Source organism: Nonomuraea monospora (assembly GCF_039531895.1).
GTDB lineage: Bacteria > Actinomycetota > Actinomycetes > Streptosporangiales > Streptosporangiaceae > Nonomuraea > Nonomuraea monospora.
The window spans coordinates 1-23,457 of sequence record NZ_BAAAQX010000033.1; the positions used below are offsets into that span (position 1 = coordinate 1).

The following is a 23,457-nucleotide window of genomic DNA, read 5'->3' on the forward strand; positions in this document are numbered from 1 at the left end:
CCGCGCGACCAGCGACGCCGCCCAGGCCAGGGCCGCCGCCGCCGAAGCCACCGCCGCCGCCACCGCCGCCCGCGAGGCCGCCACCCGGGCCGACGCCGCCGCGTCCCGCTCGCGGGCCGCCTCCGACGCCGCCCAGCGGGACGTGGCGATCACCAACGCCGCCGTCAAGACGGCCCACGCCGCGGCGGCCGAGGCCATCGACGCGTCGGAGGCGGCGGCCGAGAACGTCCGGCTGGCCAAGATCTACGCCGACACCGCCAAGGCCAAGGCCGCCGAGGCCAAGGCGAACGCCCTGATGGCCCGCAAGGAGGCCGACGCGGCGCACGCCTCGGCCGTGCGCACCGCCGGGTACGCCTACTCCACGGCCCAGGCCGCCACCGCCGCCCGCGACTCGGCGGCACAGGTGATCAAACCGGCCAACGACGCGATCGAGCTCGGGTCACCGTACAAGGACACCGACGCCTCGGCCGGCCTGGCCGGGCTGACCGGGCAGGCCGCCAAGCCGCTCGCCGAGCAGCAGGCCGCGGTCGCCAAGGCCAAGGCCGCGCAGGCGAAGAAGGCCGCGGCCGAGGCGGCGGCGCTGGCGGCGCAGGCGTCGGCCGACGCCAAGGCGGCGGCCACCGCGGCGGCCCAGGCGGCCGAGTACGCGGCCCAGGCAGCCGCGTCGCTGGCCGAGGCGCAGGCGTCGGCGGCCGAGGCCAAGAAGGCGGCCAAGGCGGCGGTGCAGGCCGAGGCCAACACCGTCGAGTACGACCGCCAGGCCACCGCGATCGCGGCGGCGGCGTGCTCGGCCGCCACCGCCGCCGAAGGCTACGCCGACGAGGCCGACGCCTCCGCCGACGCGGCCGAACGGGACGCCGCCTCCGCGCGCGACGCCGCGAGCGCGGCCGAGAGCGACGCAGCCAAGGCCCGCGACGTGGCCACCCAGGCCGAGCGGGACGCGGCCACCGCCGAGGCGGCGGCGCAACGCGCCCGCGAGGCGGCGGAAGAGGCCCAGGCCGCCGCCGAACGGGCCGAGGCGGAGGCCGACCGGCGGCGCGAGGCCGAACGGGCCTCGTCGTCCGGCCCGACCGGCATCCCCAACCTGATCGCCGTGCCGAGCGACGACGTCCGCTACGACGCGACGCCGCTGGAGGACCTCTGTGTCGGCACCAACGGGTGCGACATCGACATGGAGTACCACATCTACGGGACGCAGGACTACTACCTGGTGACCTGCGCCCAGCCCGGCAGGGACGTCGCCGACTGCACAGGACCCCTGGTCTACGACTACCTGGGCAACGGCCCGCTGGACATCCGCTACTCCGAGACCACCCACTTCAACGGCAGGGACCTGGTCGAGAACTTCCTGCGCGCGCTGGTCAGCGCGCTGGTGTACGACTACGTCGCCTGCTGGCGCAAGGTGACCGGTCAGGACGGCGGATCCGCCACGAGCTGTGCCTGGGCGATCGGCTCCATCGTCATCCCGCCGATGATCAAGGCGGGTTACACGTACGCGCTGACGCTGCGCACCGCGATGAGCAACGGCACGTCCTTCACCCACGCGCTGTTCCGGCTGCGCTACTCGACGCTGCCCGCCGAGGCCGTCTACGGCCTGGAGCGGGCCGCGGGCAACGCGCTGGCGGCCGGGCGGTGCTTCCCCGCCGGCACGCTCGTGGACACCGAGCACGGCCCCCGCAAGATCGAGGACATCAGGGTCGGCGACCGGGTCTGGTCCGCCGACCCGGCGACAGGCGAACGGAGGCTGCGGCACGTCACCCGGCTGTTCCACCGGACGGTGGACACCCTCGTGACGATCACCACCGGCAGCGGCACGCTGTCGGCCAGCGAAGGCCACCGGTTCTGGGTGCAGGGCCGGGGCTGGGTCGAGTCGCAGGACCTGCGGCCGGGCGACGCGCTGCAGAACCCGTCCGGCGCCGCCGAGCGCGTCCTCGGCGTGGCGCGGGCCGACGGGCCGGTGGACGTGTACAACTTCGAGGTCGAGACCGACCACACGTACTACGTGTACGCGGGCTCGACGGCGGTGCTGGTGCACAACGACTGCATCACCGACATCGTCAGAGCCGGGGACCACGTCGTGCTCGGCATCAACCCGTACTCTGACGACCTGGCCGCGGGGATGACGGGCGCATTCACATTCAACAACCGGGCGCTGGGGGCGCCGTTCCCGGCCGGGGACGGCAGACCCATCTGGATGGTCGCGGTCTCAGAAGCGGTCGGCAACCCCAACATCCGGCTGTCCGTCAGCCTGGACGGGGTGCCCGGCGCGTCCAACGCCGACGAGGCGCTCGCCGCCCTGCTGGCCCGTGGCGACACGGTGCCCGCCGGGAACTGGCAGATGGTGGCCGAGATCAACAGCGGGCTGGGCACCGCGTGGGAGATGACCGAGCTGCGACGGGCGTACCGGCTGGAGAAGCGCACCTGGGACTCCGTCGAGTTCTACATGACCAAGAACGGGAATCCCACCAGGGTGTACCCGAAGCCGCCGGCCCCTCCGGGGTCGTGACATGGAGTTCAGCAGGGAGGGACGGCTGTTCCGCGTCGTCCGCTTCGACCCCTCGCACCGGCAGCTCCTGCTGCGCAGCGAGGCCGTGGCGGTCGACGCCACCACCACCGTGGTCGAGGTGCACATCGGGCACGTGGAGCTGATGCTGCTCAAACCCATCTACCGGGACGGGCTGCACGTCCGGCGCGCCGATCCCGCCGAGTTCGCCTCGCTGCGCGAGCAGCACGGGCTCGGTGCGGATGCGGAGGGGTGGACGTGGATGCTCGAACGGGGTGGCGGGAGTTTCGTCGTCGGGGCGCAGCCGGCCTGGCGGGAGACTCGGTATCCGCCGGGTGATCGGGAGTGGTTGTTCGACTTCAGCAAGCCGTGGCCGCCGGACTATCCGGCGCAGTGGGGCATCGTCGAATGACCCCTCACCGCCGGGCCCCGTCACATCACACGGGGCCCGGCGGCATCCGCCTCTGTGCACGGGCTTCTGTGCACGGGTCTCTGTGCATGCGTGTGATGCACGGGCTTCTATGCACACGTCCGCATGCACACGTCCGCATGCACGCGTCCGCTTGCACACGTCCGCATGCACGCGTCCGCTTGCACACGTCCGCATGCACACGCCCGCATGCACACGCCCGCATGCACACGCCCGCATGCACGCGTCCGCTTGCACACGTCAGCTGGTGGGCGGTCGCGACAGCAGCGCGCGTCCCGGCAACTCGGGCCCGTTCTTGAGGCGGACGCTCAGCGCGTACAGGCGGGTGGTCTGGGTGGCGCTGTTGTTGTCGTCCGACAGCAGGTAGAGCGTGCGGCGGTGGCCGGACAGGCGGCCGCCCAGCGCCATGCCCTCGATGTTGTCCAGCAGCGGGTTGGGCTGCGGCTGCCTGGCGGTGGCGCCGGACGGCGGGCAGTCGGCGATGTCGGCGAGGAGCCGCTTGCCGAGCCAGGCGCGCTGGTCGGTGAGGGCGGACAGCGACTCGACGCCGGACACGTCGGTGGCGCCGGTGGCCGAGACCCGGAACACGCGCACGGTGTTGCCCACGCCCGAGGTGAAGCCGCGCTCCAGCGACAGCAACTGGCCGTCGGCGAGCGCCACCAGCTCGACCAGCCCGAGCCCCGGGTCGGTGCGGTAGGCGTGCTGGGCGACGGGCGCGTAGGCACCCGACCGGCGCTCGTAACGCAGGATCCGCTGCAGTCCGCGGCCCTCGGCGTCGCGGCCGTCGGCGGACAGCGGGCCCTCCATCCCGGCGTACAGGACGCGGCCGTCGGGGGTGGCGGTCAGCGCCTCGAAGGTCTGGTTGACCGCCGCCTCGCCGGACGGGGTGACCCGGAACCGTTCCGGCACCTGCAGCTCGGCGGTCTGGCGGCCGTCGGAGAGCCGGAAACGCCTGATGGACGGCTCGGTCTCGGAGCTGGCCAGCACGGTCTGGCCGCCGCGCTCCGCGACCAGCCCTTCGCCGTCGAAGTCCGCCCCCGTGTACGGGACGCCGTCCGGCCGTCGCAGCGTCGTCATGCCGCGGATCTGCGCCGACAGGGTTCTGCGGTGGGTGATGTCGAGCTCGTACAGGCGGGCGGGGGTGGTGCCGACGTTGTCCACCAGCGCCAGCGCCCGTGAGGCGCGGGTCGGCGCGAGGGCGGACAGCCCGCCGACGGCCGTGCCCTCGAACGTCGCCTTGTCGAGGTCGTCGGTGAAGCCGAGCAGGGAGACATCGGCCGAACACCGGCCCCCGTCCACGACCCGCTCAGCCCCAGCACCACCAGCGCCAGCGCCAGCGCCACCAGCGCCACCAGCGCCGCCGACCGCGCCGACCGCCGTGCCAGTCGTGCCAGTCTTGCCAGTCGCGCCGACCGCGGTGGTCGTGTGGGCTGCGGGGGTGGACGTGGCGAGCAGGGCGATGGCGGCTGCGGCCGTGATGGCCTGGGCGGGCCGCCGTGGGCTGCGCACAAATACCTCCGTATGGTTCGCGAAGTGTTCCCGGCCGATCGAAGTCCCCGCAGCCCGCCAGCATAGAACCGGCCGCCGAACTTCTCGTGAACAGCCGCTGTATCCCCACGGCCGGGAAACCTCCACGTAACGATCCGGTGACGAGGACTTCCCTCGTTGGCGTGTGACCGGTCACGCTTGCTCTGCGTGTGACCGGTCACACCCCCTCCGCCCCCCGAGAGGATCGCTCATGCACCGACATCGCTTCACCCGGCGAGCCGTCACAGCAGCCACCGTCCTGGCGTTAGCCTCCGTGACCATGACACCCGCCCGCGCCCAGGCCGCGCCCGACGTGGTCGCCGTGGACTTCGCCCAGCGCACGGGCCCCGTCCACGGCGGCGCGACCGGCATGCTCTACGGCCTGTCCGACCCGGGCGTACCCGGCGACTCCCTGCTCGCCGGCGCCCGCCCCCGCACCGTCGCGCAGAAGGCCCCCGACGGCGACCAGCACCCCAACGGCGACGCGCTGAAGATCGCCGACGGCTTCTTCGCCGCAGGCGGCGAGGAGATCGTCGTCTACATGCAGGACGTCTACAGCCAGTGGCCCTACGAGAACCTCGGCATCGACGACTACCTGGCCAAGGTGGACACGATGGTCCGCAAGGTCGTCCGCGACCGGCCGCGGGACAAGGACAGGTTCGTCTGGGTGCCGTTCAACGAGCCCGACGGGATCTGGTACCAGGACTGGAACGCGCTCAAGGACAAGTTCTTCAGCGACTGGAAGAGGGTCGTCGAGCGCATCCGCTCCATCGACCCCACCGCCCGCATCGTCGGCCCCAACGAGGCCAGGTACAACCCGGGCCGCCTGCGCGACTTCCTCACCTGGGCCAGGGACAACGACAGCCTGCCCGACATCATGGCCTGGCACGAGCTGTCGCGCGGCAGCCTGGCCGACTACCGCGGCCATTACCAGCACTACCGCGCACTGGAGCGCGAGCTGGGCATCGGCCCGCTGCCGATCAACATCGACGAGTACGGCAACCGCCGCGACATGTCCGTCCCCGGCCAGATGATCCAGTGGATCTCTTTGTTCGAGGACACCAAGGTGGACGCCGACATGGCGTACTGGACGTACGCCGGCAACCTCGACGACCACGCCGTGCGCACCCGCCAGGCCAACGGCGGCTGGTGGCTGCTCAAGTGGTACGCCGACCTGACCGGGCAGACGGTCAGGGTCACCCCGCCGCAGCCGGACGTCCCCGACACCGTGCAGGCGGTCGCGGCGCTCGACGAGGCCGCGCGGCGCGGCACCGTCCTGGTGGGCGGCGGCTCGGCGCCCGTCCGGCTCGACCTGACCGGCCTCGACCCGGCCGTCTTCGGCAGGCAGGTGGACGTCGTCGTGTCGAGGACGTCCTGGACGGGGTACGAGGGCGACGCGCTCAAGCCGTCCGTCGTCGCCGCCCGCCGCGCCGCCACGACCGGCGGCAGGCTCAGCGTGGACCTGCCCGGCGGGGACGTCATGGCCGCCTACCGGGTGACGATCGTCCCGTCGAGCGGCCCCGCCCCCGCCGCCGACGCGCCCTGGACGACGTCGGTGGAGGCCGAGTCCGCCACCCTCACCGCGGCCCAGGCCTACGACCAGGACACCACGGCCGACCCCCAGCGGTACGCGACCTCCGGCAAGCGCGACGTCGGCTCCATGAACCAGGCCGCTTCCGCGGTGACGTTCCCCGTCACCGTCCCGCGCGCCGGCCGCTACCGCCTCGGCGTCTACCACGGCGCGAACAAGACGCCCGGCAGGCACGCGCTGTTCGTGGACGGCGCGCTGAACCAGATCGTGCAGTACTCGGCGAACCTCGGCTGGACCTACCGGGGCCGCACCGACGTCCTGCTCGACCTGACCGCGGGCACCCACCGGCTGTCGCTGCGCACCAGCGCCGACGGGACGGCCCTGCTGCCCGGCAGCGACATCACCCTCGACAAGTTCGACCTCACCGAGGTCACCGGCCCCGCGCGGGCGGCGTTCCCGGCCGACGAGGCCAGGCTGTCCGGCGGCGCGCGGCTCGACCGCTCCGGCGCGTGGCCCGCGATCGTCCTGGGCGGCGGCGCCCGCGCCACGTTCTTCGTCGCCGCCGCCGAGGACGGCTACCACGACCTGACCCTGTCCTACCGCGCCGCCCGGGCCGGCGACCTGGACGTCCGCGTGGACGGGCGCGCCGTGCAGGGCGTGCGGGCCACCCGCCAGGGTGATGGGACGTCGCGCGCCCGCGTGTACCTCCCGGCGGGCATCTCGAAGGTCGAGGTCGGCGGCCCGCAGGGGCTGAACCTGCGCGAGCTGGTCACCGTACGGGCCGCGCAGGCGGACGGGGCGGTGCACCGGGTCGAGGCCGAGCAGGCCCGCCTGTCCGGCACGGCCCGCGTGGTCGGCGCGACCGGCGGCTCGAACGCCTCCGCCGCCGCCTACGTGGGCGACCTCGGCAACGGCGCGGGCAACACGATCACGCTCACCCGCCCCGCCGCCTTCGGCCCCGGCCAGTACGTCCTGGTGACGCACTACGCCAACGCCGACAGGAACACCGGGCACCCGTACAACACGGACGTCATCAGCCGTTTCCTCGACATCACCGAGACCGGCGGCGCGACGACGCGCGGCGTGTTCCGGCACAACTACGCCTGGGACAACTTCTGGCCCCAGGCCACCCCGCTCACCCTGACCACCGCGAACGGCGCCGTCGTCCTCGGCAACGCGGCCGCGTACGGGCCGAACGTGGACCGGCTGGAGCTGGCCCGATTCGTCCTGGAGGTGGACAACCGCGCCTGACCCCGGCACGGCCCGCCGGGGGACGGCCCCGGCGGGCCCCTTTCACCAGGTCACGGGCAGTTCGTAGGCGCCGTAGACGAACCCGTCGTGCTTGAACGGGATCTGCCCCACCTCGGCGGCCAGCGCCAGGGACGGGATCCGCCGCAGCAGCGTGGGGTAGGCGACCTGCAGCTCCATCCGCGCCAGCGACTGCCCGAGACACTGGTGCACGCCGTACCCGAACGTCACGTGCGAGCGGGCGTTGCGGCCCACGTCGAGGCGGTCCGGGTCGGGGAAGACGGCCGGGTCGCGGTTGGCGACCTCGTTGACGGCCAGGATGCCCTCGCCCGCCCGGATGACCTGGCCGGCGATCTCGAGGTCCTCCAGCGCGACCCGGCGCAGCCCGCCGTGCGTGATCGTCAGGTAGCGCAACAGCTCCTCGACCGCCGCCGCCACCTGCGGGTCGTCGCCCTTGCGCAGGGCGTCCGCCTGGTCGGGCTGCCTGAGCAGGGCCAGCGCGCCGAGGGTGATCATGTTCGCGGTGGTCTCGTGGCCGGCGAACAGCATCAGCACGCCCATCTGCGTGGCCTCCTGCTGCGACAGCTCACCGGCCGCGATCCGCTCGGCCAGCCCCGACAGCAGGTCGTCGCCTGGACGCGCGAGCTTCTCGCCGAGCAGCGTGTACAGGTACGCGCCCAGGGCGTACTGCGCCTGCCCGCGCACCTCCGCCGGGGAGTCGCGGTTGATGATCGTCCTGCTGTTGGCCTGGAAGAACTCATGGTCGTCGTACGGCACGCCGAGCAGGTTCGAGATCACCAGCGAGGGCAGTGGCAGCGAGAACGCCTCGACCAGATCGACCGGCCCCGGCCCGGCGAGCATCGCGTCCACCAGGTCGTCCGCGATCCGCTGCGTCGCCGGGCGCATCGCCTCCACCCGCCGGACCGTGAACGCCCCGGTGACCATCCGCCGCAGCCGGGCGTGCTCCGGGTCGTCCATGAGGATGAAGCTGATGCCGCCCGCGCCGTCCTCGCGCGCGGCCATCGCCTCCATGGCCGCCGCCTCGACCGCGGACAGCCTGGGCAGGCCGCGCGCCGGCTCGACGCTGACGCCGGGATGGGCGAGCACGGCGCGGTGCTCGGCGTGGCCCGTCACCAGCCAGGCCATGGTGCCGTCCCACAGCCGGACCCGGGTCAGCGGGCCCTCCTCCTGCCGGGCCCGCATCGCGGGCGCCGGATCCAGCGGGCACGCCGCCGACCTGGCGATGTCGTACTCGGGGATGGTCGTCACGATTGTCTCCTTCGGGAAGAGATCACGGAGCGCGCGAGGACTTCAGACGCGAAAGCCCTTCAGGCGCGGGACGCGCGAGTCCTTCAGGCGCGGGATGCGCGAGGACTTCAGGCCCGGTCCGGCGTTTGCGTAGGCTGTCCTTCCGACCACCCTCGCCCGGCACGCCTCCCCGGCACGGCCGAGGACCTGCGGCGGCCTGCGGGGCCGGGCCGTCGCGGGCAGTGCGAGGCCCCCGGTGCGGTGAAAGACGATGAGCGGCAAGATGACCCGGGTCGAGCAGGTGAGCGCCACCAGGGAGGCGCTGCTGGCGGCGGCGGAACGGCTGTTCGCCGAGCGCGGGGTGCACGCCGTCGGCAACCGGCAGATCAGCGAGGCGGCGGGCCAGGGCAACAACGCCGCCGTCACCTACCACTTCGGGACCAAGGCCGACCTCATCCGCGCGATCGCCCGCAAGCACGCCGAGCAACTCGAAGGCATCCGCGTCCGCATGATGGGCGACATCGCCGACTCCACCGACCTGCGCGACTGGGTCGCCTGCCTGGTCCGGCCGCTCACCGAGCATCTGGAGAGCCTCGGCAGCCCCACCTGGTACGCCCGCTTCACCGCCCAGGTCATGGCCGACCCCGCGCTCAACGCCATCATGGTGGACGAGGCCATGAGCGCCGCCCCCGTGCTGCGGCTCTTCCGCCACGGCCTGACCCGCTGCCTGCCCGACCTGCCCGCCGACGTCCGCGTCGAACGGGGCGTCATGGCCCGGCACCTGATCGTCCAGATGTGCGTGGAACGGGAACGAGCACTGGCCGACCACAGCCCCACCTTCCGTCCCACCTGGTCCGCCACCGCCGACGGCCTGATCGACGCGATCGTCGCGCTGTGGCGGGCACCCGTCTCGGACCCATCGTGATGCCGCCAGGGCCCGCCGGGAAGCCCTAGCACGCGGGCAGGCCGGGAGGGCCTGGGCGCGGGCGCGCCTGCGCTCGCCGGGGAAGGGCGCACGTTTGCGCTCGCCGGAAGGCCTGGCGCGCGGCCCCGGCCGATCGCGATCCTGGTGGCGGCACACCCCCGAGCCTCAGGAGCCACGATGATCGCCAGGATCTGGCACGCGACCGCCACCCCGCCCGGCGCCGACGCCTACCACCGCCACTTCACCACCGCCGTCCTCCCCGAACTACGCAAGACGGGCGGCCACCTCGGCGCCTACGTGCTCAAGCGCCCCACGGACGACCACGTGGAGCTGCAGGTCATCACCCTCTGGGAGTCGTTCGACTCGATCAGGGCCTTCGCCGGGGACGACGTCGCCACGGCGGTGGTCGAGCCCGACGCCCGCGCCGTCCTGCTCTCATACGACACCACCGTCACCCACCACGACGTGCTCACAGCCGTCCCCTGACGGAGGCGGCGCCCGCCCGGTCAGGGCGTCCCCCCGCACGTGAGATGCTGCGAGGATGACCACGACTGAACATGCCGAACCGGCCCCCCGCCGCAGGCGGGGCCGTCCAGGCCATGACCAGTCGGCGATCCTGCGCGCCGCCGTCGAGCTGTTCAACCGGCGCGGGTACGACGCCACCAGCATGGGCGACCTGGCCAAGGAGCTGGGGCTGACGAAGCCGGCCATCTACCACCACGTCACCAGCAAGGAGCAACTGCTCGGCCAGGCGCTCGACGACGCCCTCGACGAGCTCACCTCCGTCGTGACCGAGGCGTCCGAGCAGCGCCCCGGGGAAGGCGCTTACCAGCGGTTGCGCGAGGTGGTGCGGCGCAGCGTGGAGGTGCTGGTCGCGCACCAGCCGTCCGTCACGCTGCTGCTGCGGGTGCGCGGCAACAGCGAGATCGAGGTGGCCGCGCTGGAACGGCGGCGCTGGCTGGACGACCGGCTGGCCGCGCTCGTCGCGGACGCGGTGGGCGAGGGGGCGCTGCGCGACGACGTGCCGCCCGCGCTGGTCAGCCGGTTGCTGTTCGGGATGGTGAACTCGCTGGTCGAGTGGTATCGGCCGGACGGGGCGTACGACCAGGGGATGGTCGCGGACGCGATCACGTCCATCGCGTTCGACGGCCTGGCCCGTCACGAGACGGGGTCGCCGTAGCCCAGGCAAGCCAGCGCCTGGTGGCGAGCGCGTCCGACTGCCTGGTGCTGCGGGCGGCCGGGTCAGTGGCCCTCGAAGGTGGGTTTGCGCTTGGCCAGGAACGCCGCCACGGCCCCCGCGTGATCCTTGGTCAGCCCGAGCCGTCCCTGAGCCCGGGCCTCGGCGACCAGCGTCGCGCCGAGGTCGCGCCCCCACGCCTCCCCGATGAGCCGTTTCGACTCGGCGTAGGCCGCTGTCGGCCCGGAGGCGAGCCGGGCGGCGAGCGCCCGCCCGGCCGCGCCGACCTCGTCGCGCGGCACCACCCGCCCGGAGATCCCCCACTCGACGGCCTGCTGAGCGCTGAACGGCTCGGCGAGCAGGACCAGCTCCCTGGCCCGCGACTCGCCGACCGACCGGGTGAGCGTCGCCGACAGGCCGGAGTCGCAGGTCAGGCCGATGGCGCTGAACGCCGTCCCGAGCACGGCGTCCTCGGCGAGCACGCGCAGGTCGCAGGCGAGCGCGAGGGCCAGCCCCGCGCCCACGCAGGTGCCGTTGACACCGGCGACGACCGGTTTGTCCATGGTGGCGAGCAGCCGGACGACGGGCGCGTAGTCCTCCTCGACGGTGTCGAACGCGTGCGCGGGGGCCTCGCGCAGCGCCGCCGCGTGCTCGGCCAGGTCCTGCCCGGCGCAGAACGCGCCGCCCGCCCCGGTCAGCAGCACGGCCCGGACGGCGGAGTCGGCGGCGACGTCCTCGAGGGCGCCGCGCAGCGCCACCTTGGTCTTGGCGTCCAGCGCGTTGCGGCGCTCCGGACGGTTGAGCGTCACGACGGCCACGCCGCCGTCGCGCTCGACGACGACGGGAGCCCCGTCCACCGGGCCGCTCATCGCGCGTCCCAGGTCTTGGCGACCAGCGTGAGCACGTCGTAGGTGGCGACCGGCTGGCCCTCCTGGTTGGTCACCACGGCGTCCCAGCGGACCTCGCCGTAGTCGGCGTTGCTCCGGGGCGTGATCTGCTTGACGGTCAGCGTCACGGCGATGGTGTCGTCGGCCTTGACCGGGGTGAGGAAGCGCAGGGAGTCGACGCCGAAGTTGGCCAGCACGGGCCCGGGCGCGGGGTCGACGAAGAGCCCGGCGGCCAGCGACACGACCAGGTAGCCGTGGGCCACGATGCCGCCGAACAGCGGGTTGCGGGCGGCGGCCGCGGGGTCGGTGTGGGCGTAGAAGGTGTCGCCGGTGAACTCGGCGAAGTGGTCGATGTCGGCGAGCGACACCGTGCGCGGGGCGGAGGCGATCGTGTCGCCGATCCGCAGCTCCGCGAGCGACTTGCGGAAGGGATGCACGCCGGTCTCGGCGCGGGCGGCGCCGGTCGTCCACCGTCCGGTGATGGCGGTGAGCTGGTCGGGGGAGGCCTGGACGGCGGTGCGCTGCATGTGGTGCAGGACGCCGCGCACGCCGCCCAGCTCCTCGCCGCCGCCGGCCCGTCCAGGGCCGCCGTGCACGAGGACGGGCAGCGGGGAGCCGTGCCCGGTGGACTCCTTGGCGTCGTCCCTGTCGAGGACGAGGACGCGGCCGTGCCACGGGGCGAGCCCGAGCACGACGGAGCGGGCGACGCCGGGGTCGTGGGTGGCGACGGAGGCCACCAGGCTGCCCTTGCCCTTGGCGGCGAGCGCGACGGCCTCGTCCAGGCCGCCGTAGCCGATCACGGTGCTGACCGGCCCGAACGGCTCCACGTCGTGCGGCTCGACGGCTCCCGGCCGCGCGCGCAGCACGAGCGGGGTCATGAACGCGCCGCGCTCGGGGTCGCCGTCGAGCAGGGCCGCGCCCTTGGGGTCGCCGAAGACGACCTCGGAGCTGGTCATCAGCGACTCGACGGCCTTGCGTACCTCTTCGCGCTGGCCGAGGCTGGCGAGCGGGCCCATCCGCACGTCGGGGTTGCGCGGGTCGCCGACGCTCACCTTCGCGAGGCGGCCGGCGAGCGCGTCGGCGACCGCCCCGGCCATCCCCGTGGGGACGAGCACGCGGCGGATGGCGGTGCACTTCTGGCCCGCCTTGACGGTCATCTCGGTGACGACGCCCTTGACGAACAGGTCGAACTCCGGATCGTCCAAAGCAACGTCGGGGCCGAGGATGGAGCAGTTGAGCGAGTCGGCCTCGACGTTGAGCGCCACGCCGTGGTCGAGCACGTTCGGGTGGCGGCGCAGGATGCCCGCCGTGTGCGCCGAGCCGGTGAACGCCACGGAGTCCTGGATCGTCAGCTCGTCGAGCAGCCCGCCCGCCGAGCCGGCGAGGAACTGCAGCGTGCCCTCGGGCAGCAGGCCCGACTCGACGATCCGCCGGACGGCCAGCTCGGTGAGGTAGGCGGTCTGGCTGGCGGGCTTGACGATCGTGGGCAGCCCGGCGAGGAAGGCGGGCGCGAGCTTTTCGAGCATGCCCCAGACGGGGAAGTTGAACGCGTTGATCTGGACGGCCACGCCCGGCCGGGAGGTGTAGAGGTGCTGGCCGGCGAACGTGCCGCCCTTGCCGAGGGGCTCCAGGCCGCCGTCGAGGACGACCGTGTCGTTCGGCAGCTCCCTGACGCCCTTGCTGCCGTAGCTGAACAGGGTGCCGATGCCGCCGTCCACGTCGACCGCGGTGTCGCGCGCGGTGGCGCCGGTGCGCGCGGACAGTGCGTACAGCTCCTCCTTGTGCTCTAGCAGATGCTTTGCCAGAGCTTTGAGCAGGGCGGCCCGCTCGTGGAAGGTCAGGGATCGCAGTGCCGGGCCGCCGGTGTCCCTGGCGTGCCTGACCATGGCCGCGACGTCCAGCCCACGGCTTGAGATCCGCGCGACCTCCTCGCCCGTGGCGGCGTCGAGCAGCGGTTCACCGTCGTCGGCCGCGCGGAACCATCGTCCGGCGGCGTAGCTCTCCAGCAGCGCGCTCACGCTGTCTCCTTTCCCCGGGACCTGTTGCGCGAAGACCCCGACCCGTGTCACGGTATTACTGACCGAGCGATAAGTAAATAAGAGCGATGTGTCTCGGAGGGAACATGACGACGACCCCGGCGGAGCCGGATTTGCAGGCCGCGTTCGACGCGACCATCGACCGCCACGACCGGGTCGAACCCCGCGACTGGATGCCGGACGCCTACCGCAGGACGCTCGTCCGCCAGATCGCCCAGCACGCGCACTCCGAGATCATCGGCATGCAGCCCGAGGGCAACTGGATCGGCCGCGCACCGTCCCTGCGGCGCAAGGCGATCCTGCTGGCCAAGGTGCAGGACGAGGCGGGGCACGGGCTCTACCTGTACTCCGCCTGCGAGACGCTGGGCGTCTCCCGCGCCGAGCTGACCGAAATGCTGCTCACCGGCAGGCAGAAATATTCCTCGATCTTCAACTACCCGACCCTGTCGTACGCCGACGTCGGCACGATCGGCTGGCTCGTGGACGGGGCCGCCATCTGCAACCAGGTGCCGCTCTGCCGCACCTCCTACGGCCCGTACGGCCGCGCCATGATCCGCATCTGCAAGGAGGAGTCGTTCCACCAGCGACAGGGGTACGAGCTGCTCATGACCATGATGCGCGGGACGGACGAGCAGCGGGCCATGGTGCAGGAGTCGGTGGACCGGTTCTGGTGGCCGGTGCTGATGATGTTCGGGCCACCGGACGCGCAGTCGCCCAACAGCGAGCGGTCCATGGCCTGGGGGATCAAGCGCAACTCCAACGACGAGCTGCGGCAGAAGTTCGTGGACATGACCGTTCCGCAGGCCGAGGCGCTCGGCGTGAGGCTGCCCGACCCCGGGCTGCGCTGGAACGAGGAGCGCGGGCACTACGACTTCGGCGAGCCCGACTGGCGGGAGCTGGCCGCCGTCATCAGGGGTGACGGGCCGTGCAACGAGCAGCGGCTGGCGCACCGCAGGGCCGCCCACGACGAGGGCGCCTGGGTACGCGACGCCGCCACCGCCTTCGCCGCCCGCGAGGCCGCAGCCACCGCTCGTGAGGCCGCCATCGCCCGCGAGAGCGCTGGGAGTGCCCGATGAGCGGCGGCGACCGGCGGGAGTGGCCGCTGTACGAGGTGTTCGTGCGCGGCAAGCGCGGCCTCAACCACGTGCACGTCGGATCCCTGCACGCCCCCGACGACATGATGGCCCTGCGCCACGCCCGCGACGTCTACACCCGCCGCAACGAGGGCGTCAGCATCTGGGTCGTCCGCGCCGACGCCATCACCGCCTCCAGCCCGGACGAGAAGGACCCGCTGTTCGGCCCGAACGGCGACAAGGTCTACCGGCACCCCACGTTCTACGAGATCCCCGACGACGTCCCGCACATGTGAGGAACGCGAAATGAGCGACGAACACGGCAGCGTCTTCGACGGCCTGCTCGGCGGCGACTCCTCCCAGTGGGCCTTCGGCACCGACTTCGAGGACCCCCTCTCCGGCGTCGACACCACGACGCCCGCCGGCGTGAACCCCGCCGAGCTGGCCGCGTACTGCCTGATGCTCGGCGACGACGCCCTGATCATGTCCCAGCGCCTGTCCGAGTGGTGCAGCCGGGCGCCCGACCTGGAGGAGGACATCGCCCTCGCCAACATGGCGCTCGACCTGCTCGGCCAGGCCCGCCTGCTGCTGGCCAGAGCCGCCGCCGCCGACCCCGGCGTGCTGCCCGCCCTGCCCGAGGGCTCGCCCGTGCCGCCGGAGGACGCGCTCGCCTTCTTCCGCGACGACCGCCAGTTCAGGAACGTGCGGCTCGCCGAGGTGGCCAACGGGGACTTCGCGCACGTCGTGGTGCGGCTGCTGCTGTTCTCCACGGCCCGGCTGGCGCTGCTGGAGCGGCTGCGTACGAGCCGGGACCAGGTGCTGGCGGCCGTGGCGGCCAAGGGCGTCAAGGAGGTCACCTACCACCGGGACTGGGCCGGGCGGTGGTTCCTCACGCTGGCGCGCGGCACCGAGGAGTCGCACCGCAGGCTGCTCGCCGCCCTCGACGCCCTGTGGCCGTTGCGGGGGGAGCTGGTGGCCGCGCATCCGCTCGAACGCGCCCTGGCCGGGGCCGGTGTGGGGGTGGATCCCGCGACGCTGGGTGAGGAGGTGGACGCCGTGCTCGATCAGGTGCTGGCCGTCAGCGGCGTGCCGCGTCCTGAACGCGGGGACCTGGCGGGGGTCGGCGGCCGTACCGGCCGGGACGGGCTGCACACCGAGGCCCTCAGCCGGTTGCTCGCCGAGATGCAGGTGGTCGCCCGCGCACACCCGGGCGGGCGCTGGTGAACGCCGACCGGCGCGCCACCGCGTCCCGCACCCCCGGGACGGCGGACGCCGGGCGGCGGGCGGCCGAGGTCGCCGGGGAGGTGCGCGACCCCGAGATGCCCATGCTCACCCTCGCCGACCTGGGCGTCCTGCGCGGCGTCGAGGTGCGGCGGGACGCGGACGGCAGCGACGCCGTCATCGCCTCGATCACCCCCACCTACACCGGCTGCCCCGCCATGGCGACCATGCGCGACGACCTCGTGCACCGGCTCAACGACGCCGGCTTCGCCCACGTCGAGGTGCGGATCGTGCTCGACCCGCCCTGGTCCAGCGACTGGATCTCCGAACGGGGCCGCGCCGCGCTCCGCGCCGCCGGGATGTCGGCCCCCGGCCCCGTACCGAAGCGGACAGGACCGGTGCCGCTGACGCTCGGCCCGCCCCGCACCGCGCCGCCCTGCCCGCGCTGCGGCTCGGCCGCCACCCGCCTCACCTCGGAGTTCGGCGCCACCGCCTGCAAGGCCCTCTACCGCTGCACCGGCTGCCTCGAACCGTTCGAGCACGTCAAGGAGATCTGAGACGATGACCACGCTCGCGCCCGCCCCGTCCAGGGCAGCCGTCTTCCACCCGCTGACCGTGGCGGCCGTGGACCGGCTGTGCGACGACGCCGCCGCGATCACGTTCGCCGTCCCCGGCGAGCTGCGCGACGCCTACGCCTTCCAGGCAGGCCAGTCGCTCACCCTGCGCCGCGTCATCGACGGTCGCGAGCACCGCCGCTCGTACTCGATCTGCGCCCCCGCCGGCGCGGCGCCGCGCATCGGCGTCAGGGAGATCCCCGGCGGCCTGTTCTCCTCCTGGCTCGTGCACGAGGTGCGGCCCGGCACCCGGATCGAGGCGCAACCGCCCACCGGCTCCTGGCGGGCGGACCCGGACCTGGGCGAGCGGCACCTGTGCGTCGCCGCGGGCTCGGGCATCACGCCGATGTTGTCGGTCGCCTCGACGGTGCTCACCCATCCCGGCGCGCAGGTCTCCCTCCTGTACGGCAACCGGACCAGCCGCACCGTCATGTTCGCCGAGGAGCTGGGCGACCTGAAGAACCGTTACGGCCCCCGGCTCCAGGTCGTGCACGCGCTGTCGCGGGAGCCGCGCGACGTGGAGCTGCTGTCGGGTCGGCTCGACGGCGACCGGCTGCGGCGGCTGCTGACCGGGCTCGTGCCCGTGGAGGTGTTCGACCACGTGTGGTTGTGCGGGCCGCTGCGGATGGTCGAGGAGGCGCGGGAGGTGCTGACCGAGCTGGGGGTGCCAGGGGATCGGGTGCACGTCGAGCTGTTCTACGCCGACGCCCCGCCCCCGCCGCCCCGCCGCCTCGCGAGCGAGGTCTCCGGGGCGACCACCGAGCTGACCACCGTGCTGGACGGCCTGCGCACCACCTCAGCGGTGTCCAGGGAGACGACGCTGCTCGACGGCGCCCAGAACACCCGGGGGGATCTGCCGTTCGCGTGCAAGGGTGGGGTCTGCGGGACGTGCCGGGCCGTCGTGCGGGAAGGGGAGGTCGACATGCGCCGCAACTACGCGCTCGAACCGGCGGAGGTCGCCGCCGGGTTCGTGCTCACCTGCCAGACGTATCCGGTGGGGGAGCAGGTGACCGTCGACTACGACGCCTGAACCGCGACCACCGCACCCGTCCGCCCGACTCGTGAGTCACCACCGCACCCGTCCGTTCACCGATCACAGGAGCTGCACGTGCCCGAATCCTTCGTCGTCTCCGGCGTGCGGACGCCGATAGGCCGTTACGGCGGCGCGCTCGCCCACGTCCGCCCCGACGACCTGGCCGCCCTCGTCGTGCGGGAGGCCGTCGCCCGCGCCGGGATCGACCCCGGCCTGGTGGACGAGGTGGTGCTCGGCGCGGCCAACCAGGCGGGCGAGGACAACCGCAACGTCGCCCGGATGGCCGCCCTCCTGGCGGGCCTGCCCGACACGGTGCCCGGCTTCACCGTCAACCGGCTCTGCGCGTCCGGGCTCACCGCCGTCACCACCGCGCGCGCCCTCATCGCCGCCGGGGACGCGGACGTGGTCGTCGCGGGCGGCGTGGAGTCGATGACCAGGGCGCCGTGGGTGATGGAGAAGCCCGCCAAGGCGTTCGCCAAGCCGGGCGCGTCCTTCGACACCTCCATCGGCTGGCGCTTCACCAACCCGCGGTTCGGCGCCGCCACGACCGCGTCCATGCCGCAGACCGCCGAGACCGTCGCCGAGCGGTGGGGGCTGGGCCGCGAGGAGCTCGACGCGTTCGCGCTCCGCTCCCACCAGCGGGCCGTGGCCGCGGCGAAGGAGGGCCGGTTCGCCGGTGAGATCGTCCCGGTGCCGGTCGGCAAGGGCGCGGCCGGGGAGCTGGCCGAGGCCGACGAGGGGCCGCGGGCGGACACCAGCATGGAGCGGCTGGCCCGGCTGCGCCCGCTGCACGGGCCCGGCGGCGTCATCACCGCGGGCAACTCCAGCTCGCTGAACGACGGCGCGGCGGCCGTCGTCGTGGTGAGCGAGCGCTTCCTGGAGCGGCACGGGCCGGCGCCGCGCGCGCGGCTCGTGGCCGCAGCGCACGCCGGGGTGCCGCCCGAGATCATGGGGATCGGGCCGGTGCCCGCCACCCGCAAGGTGCTCGAACGCGCCGGGTGGGACGTGGCCGGCCTCGACGCCGTCGAGCTGAACGAGGCGTTCGCCGCCCAGTCGCTCGCCTGCGTCCGTGACCTGCAGCTCGACCCCGAACGGGTCAACGCAGACGGGGGCGCGATCGCCCTCGGGCACCCGCTGGGCGCTTCAGGGGCGCGCATCCTGGTGACGCTGCTCGGCCGCCTCGAACGCACCGGCGGCCGTCGGGGGCTGGCCACCCTGTGCGTCGGGGTCGGCCAGGGCGCGGCACTGCTCGTGGAGCGGCCATGAGCGGGAAGCCCAGTCTGCTGGTCGAGGAGGGCGAGAACCGGGTCGTGTGGCGGCTCAACCGCCCCGACGTCCGCAACGCCATCGACCGCACGATGGTGGACGCCCTGCACGAGGCGTGCGCCGCCGCCGAGGCCGAGGCGAAGATCGTCCTGATCGTCGGCGAGGGCACCACGTTCGCCGCCGGCGCGGACATCGCCCAGCTCCGCGAACGCGGCAGGGAGGACGCCCTGCGCGGCATCAACTCCAAGATCTTCGACCGCATCCACAGGCTGCCGATGCCCACCATCGGCCTGCTCGACGGCTACGCCCTGGGCGGCGGCGCCGAACTCGCCTACGCGTGCGACTTCCGGATCGGCACGCCGCGCACCCGCCTCGGCAACCCCGAGACGGGCCTCGGCATCCTGGCCGCCGCCGGCGCCGCCTGGCGGCTGGCCGAGCTGGTCGGGGAGCCGCTGGCCAAGGAGATCCTGCTCGCGGGCCGCGTACTGACGGCGGAGGAGGCGCTGTCCGTGCACCTGCTCAACGAGGTGGTGCAGCCGGACGACTTGCTCGCCACCGGCCACCTGCTGGCCGACCGGATCGCGGCGCAGGCGCCGCTGGCGACCCGGCTGATGAAGGCCGTCTTCCACGCGCCGCGCGACGCGCACCCGTTCGTCGACGACGTGGCGCAGGCGGTGCTGTTCGAGACCGAGGAGAAGCACGCCCGCATGACGGCGTTCCTGGACCGGCGCAACAGGAAGGAGGGCAACCGATGAACGCTGACCTGCCCAGGAGCGTGGGAGTCGTCGGCGGCGGGCGGATGGGGGCCGGGATCGCGCACGCGTTCCTCGTCGCGGGCGGCCACGTGGTCGTCGTGGAGAGCTCCGGCGGGACGGCCGCCGCCGCGCGCGGCCGGATCGGTGACAGCCTGGCCAAGGCCGCCGCCAAGGGCACGCTCGGCGAGCCCGCGGAGTCGGCCGCGTCCCGGCTCGTGGTCACCGCCGACCCCGCCGGGCTGGCCGGGTGCGAGCTGGTGATCGAGGCCGTCCCCGAGGACGCGGCGCTGAAGGCCGAGGTGCTGGCCCTGGCCGGGAAGCAGGCGCCGGGCGCGGTGCTGGCCACCAACACCAGCAGCCTGTCCCTGGCCGGGCTGGCCGCCGGGCTGGCGGCGCCCGGACGTTTCCTCGGCCTGCACTTCTTCAACCCCGTGCCGGTGAGCGACCTCGTGGAGATCGTCGTGGCGCCGCAGACGGAGCCCGAGCTGGTGACGCGGGCCCAGGGGTGGGTGGCGGCGCTGGGCAAGACGCCGATCACCGTGCGCGACTCGCCCGGGTTCGCCAGCAGCAGGTTGGGGGTGTGCCTGGCGCTGGAGGCGATGCGGATGCTGGAGGAAGGGGTCGCGAGCGCGGCCGACATCGACGTCGCGATGACGCTCGGCTACCGCCACCCCGTCGGGCCGCTGCGCACCACCGACCTCGTCGGGCTGGACGTGCGGCTGGCCATCGCCGAGCATCTGGCCCGCGAGCTCGGCCCGCGCTTCGAGCCGCCGCGCATCCTGCGCGACCTCGTCGCCGCCGGGCACCTGGGCCGCAAGACGGGGCAGGGCTTCTACACCTGGTGAGCCGGTGACGCCGCCACGCCCGGCACCTCCTCGCCCGGCCGCCCGCTCCCTGCCCGGCCGCCTCCTTGCCCGGCCGCCCGCTCCCTGCCCGGCCGCCCGCTCCCTGCCCGGCCGCCTCCTTGCCCGGCCGTCCGCTCCCTGCCTGGCCGCCCGCTACTCGCCCGGCGGGTCGCCCAGGTCGGCGGCCACGCGGGCGGCCGTCTCCCGTAGCCAGCGGTGCGCCGCGTCGTGCGTGTGCACCGGGTGCCACCACAACGCCTCCTGCAACGGCACCGCCTCGAAGGGACACGGCAGCGTCCGTACGGGAGCCAGCCCCCGCAGCAGCTCCGCCAGCCGCCGCTGCACCAGCGCGACCCGCCGGGTGCCCGCCACCAGCGCGGGCAGGAGCTGGAAGCTCTGCACCGACACCTCCACCCGCGGCTCCAGCCCCAGCATGGTGAGCTGCCGGGTGACGGGCGCGTCGAAGGTGCGCTGGTAGACCACCCACGGCAGCCGCGCCAGGTCATCCATGGTGACGGCGCCGGGATGCTCGTCCGACACCAGGCACACCCACTCGTCCCGGTACAGCTCGACCGCGGGCATGCCGGAGATCACGCCGTGCGGCATGAGCATGCCGTCCACCCCCGACAGCAGGGCCTCGGGGTTCTCGACGAGGTCGCGCGGCACGTGCCGGAAGTGCAGCCGCACGCCCGGCGCCTCCTCGTGCAGGACGCGCGCCAGCCGCGCGCCGAAGACGGCGATGGCGTAGTCGGAGGACAGCAGCGTGAAGTCGCGCTGCCCGGCGCCGGGCTGGAAGTCGGCGCGGCTGGTGAACAGCCGCTCCAGCACCGCGCAGGCGTTGCCGGCGGGCGCGCGCAGGGCGGTGCCGAGCGGGGTCAGCTCGTAGCGGTTGCCCTGCCTGATCAGCAGGTCGTCGGAGAAGTGGCGGCGCAGCCTGGCCAGGGCGGCGCTCATCGCGGGCTGGCTGAGCCCGACGCGCACGCCCGCCCTGGTGACGTTGCGCTCCTCCAGCAGGGCGCGCAGGGCGACCAGGAGGTTGAGGTCGAGGCTGGCGAGGTCCACGCACTATCCATGTCGTCGATGGCCGGCATCCAAAGAATCGATTTCCCAGATCTCCCGGGATGGCTCAAGGTTAAGGCACCGCATCCGGAGGAAACCTCGTGGAAACATCCCCGTCCCTCGCCGGCCCCTTCGCGCTCGGCACCTTCTCGGCCGCCCCCGGCCCCGCCTCTCCCGGCCCCGCCTCTCCCGGCCCCGCCTTTTCCGGCCCCGTCTTTCCCGGCCTTGTCGCCGGAGACCGCGTCCTCGACCTGAGCGCCCACGGCCCCACCACGCGTGCGCTGCTGGAGCGCTGGGACGACGTCCTGCCCCTTCTGCATGAGGCCGCGACGTCGGCGGGGGAGTGGCGCCCGCTCGCGGAGCTGCGCGTGCACGCCCCGGTCGAGCCGCGCCAGATCCTGCAGTCCGGCGCCAACTACCGCACCCACGTCATCGACCTGGCCGTGGCGCACGAGCCCGCGGACGGCCGTCCCGCCGAACGGGTGCGGGCCGAGGTGGCGGCGATGATGGACCGGCGCGCGGCCGAGGATCAGCCGTACGTGTTCATCGGCCTGCCGTCGTCGGTCACCGGCCCGTACGACGACGTGGTGATCCCGTCGTGGTGCACGAAGCCGGACTGGGAGCTGGAGCTGGCGGCGGTCATCGGCCGCCCGGCGTTCCGGATAAATCCTGATAAAGCGCTCGAACACGTCGCCGCCTACACGATCGCCAACGACGTCACCGCCCGCGAGGTGGTCTTCCGCCGCGACATGCCGGAGATCGGCACCGACTGGCTGCGCGCCAAGAACGCGCCGACGTTCACCCCGCTGGGCCCGTACCTGGTGCCGGCCGCGTTCGTCGGCGACCCGGGCGAGCTGCACGTGACGCTCAAGCTGAACGGCGAGGTCATGCAGGACGAGTCCACCAAGGACATGATCTTCGACGTGGCGCGGCTGGTCTCCTACGTCTCCCGGACCGTCGAGCTGCTGCCCGGTGACCTGGTGCTGACCGGCAGCCCGGCGGGCAACGGCCTGCACCACGGCCGCCTGCTGCGGGCGGGCGACGTCATGGAGGGCACGATCACCGGGCTCGGCACGCAGCGGAACGGATGCCGGGATGAAGGCTGACCGAGCCACCGCCGGGCAGGCGGCCCCGGCGAGCGCCGAGCAGGCGATCGCCGAGGCCGCCGCGGCGTACTCCAACTGGGGGCGCTGGGGCGAGGCCGACGTCCTCGGCACCGTCAACTTCATCGGCCCGGCCGAGCGCCGGGCGGCGGCCGTCCTGGTGCGGCGGGGCGTGACGTTCTCGCTGTCCCAGCGCTTCGACGCCGACGGCCCGCAGAAGGGCTGGCGCCGCCGTACCAACCCGGTGCACACCATGACCGACACCGGCCTGGACGCCGTCCACGGCGACCAGGGCTTCCCGCACGGGTTCGGCGGCGCGGACGACGTGATCGCCATGCCGCTGCAGTGCTCCACCCAGTGGGACGGCCTCGGCCACATCTTCGACCACGGCCGGGCGTGGAACGGCCGCCCCGCCGACAAGGTCGTCACCAGCGAGGGCGACCGGGTGACCGGCATCGAGCACCTGGCCGCCCCGGTGGCGGGCCGCGGCGTGCTGCTGGACGTGGCCGCCGTGTACGGCGAGCTGCCGGACGGCTTCGCCATCACCGAGGAGCACCTGACGGCCACGGCGGAGGCGCACGGCGTCCGGGTCGGGCGCGGCGACCTCGTGTGCGTGCGCACCGGCCGCCTCGCCAGGGCCAGGCGTGAGGGCTGGGGCGACTACGCGGGCGGCCCGTCGCCAGGCCTGTCGTTCTGGAGCGCCGGCTGGCTGCACCGCACCGAGATCGCCGCCGTCGCCACCGACACGTGGGGCTTCGAGGTGCGTCCCAACGAGTTCGAGAACGCGTTCCAGCCCCTGCACCAGGTCGTCATCCCGCACCTTGGCCTGCTCGTCGGCGAGATGTGGGACCTGGACGCGCTGGCCGCCGACTGCGCGGCCGACGGCGTGTACGAGTTCTTCCTCACCGCCCCGCCGCTGCCGATCACCGGCGCGGTCGGATCCCCCGTCAACCCCCTAGCCATCAAATGAGGCCCG

At 73.6% G+C, this 23,457-nt stretch carries 21 protein-coding genes; 16 read left to right on the forward strand and 5 right to left on the reverse strand.

Annotated features, from left to right (window positions below; translation table 11 throughout):
• Together ABD331_RS44040 and ABD331_RS44045 are read left to right on the forward strand one after the other, a co-directional pair.
• Positions 1–2,506, forward strand: a 2,506-nt coding sequence (locus ABD331_RS44040) for a polymorphic toxin type 27 domain-containing protein (RefSeq protein ID WP_344489018.1), incomplete at its 5' end; no start/stop codon positions are given.
• 1 nt (position 2,507) lies between these two features.
• Entirely contained in the window at positions 2,508–2,915 is a 408-nt protein-coding gene (locus tag ABD331_RS44045) for a hypothetical protein (RefSeq protein WP_344489023.1), read from the forward strand.
• 258 nt (positions 2,916–3,173) lie between these two features.
• On the opposite strand, the gene ABD331_RS44050 is transcribed toward ABD331_RS44045, so the two are convergent.
• Complete coding sequence (locus ABD331_RS44050) at positions 3,174–4,442, reverse strand: esterase-like activity of phytase family protein (protein ID WP_344489026.1); 1,269 nt, start codon at positions 4,440–4,442, stop codon at positions 3,174–3,176.
• 298 nt (positions 4,443–4,740) lie between these two features.
• Between ABD331_RS44050 and ABD331_RS44055 the strand changes: the two genes are divergently transcribed.
• A complete protein-coding gene (locus ABD331_RS44055; protein WP_344489029.1) occupies positions 4,741–7,242 on the forward strand; it encodes a CBM35 domain-containing protein in 2,502 nt (833 codons plus the stop codon).
• A gap of 42 nt (positions 7,243–7,284) precedes the next feature.
• Here ABD331_RS44055 and ABD331_RS44060 read toward each other — a convergent pair whose 3' ends face one another.
• Complete coding sequence (locus ABD331_RS44060; RefSeq protein ID WP_344489032.1) at positions 7,285–8,508, reverse strand: cytochrome P450; 1,224 nt, start codon at positions 8,506–8,508, stop codon at positions 7,285–7,287.
• A 250-nt stretch (positions 8,509–8,758) separates the two neighbouring features.
• Between ABD331_RS44060 and ABD331_RS44065 the strand changes: the two genes are divergently transcribed.
• The 3 genes from ABD331_RS44065 (at position 8,759) to ABD331_RS44075 (ending at position 10,592) form a co-directional block, all read left to right on the forward strand.
• Complete coding sequence (locus ABD331_RS44065; protein WP_344489035.1) at positions 8,759–9,412, forward strand: TetR/AcrR family transcriptional regulator; 654 nt, start codon at positions 8,759–8,761, stop codon at positions 9,410–9,412.
• Between the two features lie 177 nt (positions 9,413–9,589).
• The gene (locus ABD331_RS44070) at positions 9,590–9,898 is read left to right on the forward strand and encodes an antibiotic biosynthesis monooxygenase (protein WP_344489038.1); all 309 of its coding nucleotides are present in this window, start codon (positions 9,590–9,592) and stop codon (positions 9,896–9,898) included.
• Positions 9,899–9,953: 55 nt separating this feature from the next.
• A complete protein-coding gene (locus tag ABD331_RS44075; protein WP_344489041.1) occupies positions 9,954–10,592 on the forward strand; it encodes a TetR/AcrR family transcriptional regulator in 639 nt (212 codons plus the stop codon).
• Positions 10,593–10,654: 62 nt separating this feature from the next.
• Here the strand turns inward: ABD331_RS44075 and ABD331_RS44080 are convergent, their stop codons facing one another.
• Complete coding sequence (locus ABD331_RS44080; protein ID WP_344489044.1) at positions 10,655–11,458, reverse strand: enoyl-CoA hydratase/isomerase family protein; 804 nt, start codon at positions 11,456–11,458, stop codon at positions 10,655–10,657.
• Positions 11,455–13,494: a phenylacetic acid degradation bifunctional protein PaaZ gene (gene paaZ, locus ABD331_RS44085; RefSeq protein ID WP_344489047.1), complete on the reverse strand. Its 2,040-nt coding sequence runs from the start codon at positions 13,492–13,494 to the stop codon at positions 11,455–11,457. Before paaZ ends, ABD331_RS44080 begins: the two co-directional genes overlap by 4 nt.
• Positions 13,495–13,598: 104 nt before the next feature.
• Here paaZ and paaA point away from each other — a divergent pair, with 104 nt between their 5' ends.
• From paaA to ABD331_RS44125, 8 genes are all read left to right on the forward strand, one after another.
• A complete protein-coding gene (paaA, locus tag ABD331_RS44090) occupies positions 13,599–14,588 on the forward strand; it encodes a 1,2-phenylacetyl-CoA epoxidase subunit PaaA (protein ID WP_344489050.1) in 990 nt (329 codons plus the stop codon).
• Positions 14,585–14,881, forward strand: a complete 297-nt coding sequence (paaB, locus tag ABD331_RS44095) for a 1,2-phenylacetyl-CoA epoxidase subunit PaaB (protein WP_344489052.1) — start codon at positions 14,585–14,587, stop codon at positions 14,879–14,881. The genes paaA and paaB overlap by 4 nt, the downstream gene beginning before the upstream one ends.
• Before the next feature lie 10 nt (positions 14,882–14,891).
• Positions 14,892–15,809: a 1,2-phenylacetyl-CoA epoxidase subunit PaaC gene (paaC, locus tag ABD331_RS44100; RefSeq protein WP_344489054.1), complete on the forward strand. Its 918-nt coding sequence runs from the start codon at positions 14,892–14,894 to the stop codon at positions 15,807–15,809.
• Complete coding sequence (paaD, locus tag ABD331_RS44105; protein ID WP_425566202.1) at positions 15,806–16,363, forward strand: 1,2-phenylacetyl-CoA epoxidase subunit PaaD; 558 nt, start codon at positions 15,806–15,808, stop codon at positions 16,361–16,363. The genes paaC and paaD overlap by 4 nt, the downstream gene beginning before the upstream one ends.
• Positions 16,364–16,367: 4 nt before the next feature.
• Entirely contained in the window at positions 16,368–17,450 is a 1,083-nt protein-coding gene (gene paaE, locus ABD331_RS44110) for a 1,2-phenylacetyl-CoA epoxidase subunit PaaE (RefSeq protein WP_344489057.1), read from the forward strand.
• 78 nt (positions 17,451–17,528) lie between these two features.
• On the forward strand, positions 17,529–18,719 hold the full coding sequence (locus ABD331_RS44115; protein ID WP_344489060.1) for a thiolase family protein: 1,191 nt from the start codon (positions 17,529–17,531) through the stop codon (positions 18,717–18,719).
• A complete protein-coding gene (locus ABD331_RS44120; RefSeq protein WP_344489063.1) occupies positions 18,716–19,474 on the forward strand; it encodes an enoyl-CoA hydratase/isomerase family protein in 759 nt (252 codons plus the stop codon). Before ABD331_RS44115 ends, ABD331_RS44120 begins: the two co-directional genes overlap by 4 nt.
• On the forward strand, positions 19,471–20,319 hold the full coding sequence (locus tag ABD331_RS44125; protein WP_344489066.1) for a 3-hydroxyacyl-CoA dehydrogenase family protein: 849 nt from the start codon (positions 19,471–19,473) through the stop codon (positions 20,317–20,319). The genes ABD331_RS44120 and ABD331_RS44125 overlap by 4 nt, the downstream gene beginning before the upstream one ends.
• 153 nt (positions 20,320–20,472) lie before the next feature.
• On the opposite strand, the gene ABD331_RS44130 is transcribed toward ABD331_RS44125, so the two are convergent.
• Complete coding sequence (locus ABD331_RS44130) at positions 20,473–21,381, reverse strand: LysR family transcriptional regulator (protein ID WP_344489069.1); 909 nt, start codon at positions 21,379–21,381, stop codon at positions 20,473–20,475.
• A 98-nt stretch (positions 21,382–21,479) separates the two neighbouring features.
• On the opposite strand from ABD331_RS44130, the gene ABD331_RS44135 reads away from it, so the two are divergent.
• Together ABD331_RS44135 and ABD331_RS44140 are read left to right on the forward strand one after the other, a co-directional pair.
• The gene (locus tag ABD331_RS44135) at positions 21,480–22,484 is read left to right on the forward strand and encodes a fumarylacetoacetate hydrolase family protein (protein WP_344489072.1); all 1,005 of its coding nucleotides are present in this window, start codon (positions 21,480–21,482) and stop codon (positions 22,482–22,484) included.
• Positions 22,474–23,451 carry a cyclase family protein gene (locus ABD331_RS44140; RefSeq protein ID WP_344489075.1) on the forward strand — a complete coding sequence of 326 codons (978 nt, stop codon included), beginning with the start codon at positions 22,474–22,476 and terminating at the stop codon, positions 23,449–23,451. Before ABD331_RS44135 ends, ABD331_RS44140 begins: the two co-directional genes overlap by 11 nt.
• The last annotated feature ends 6 nt before the right edge of the window (positions 23,452–23,457 follow it).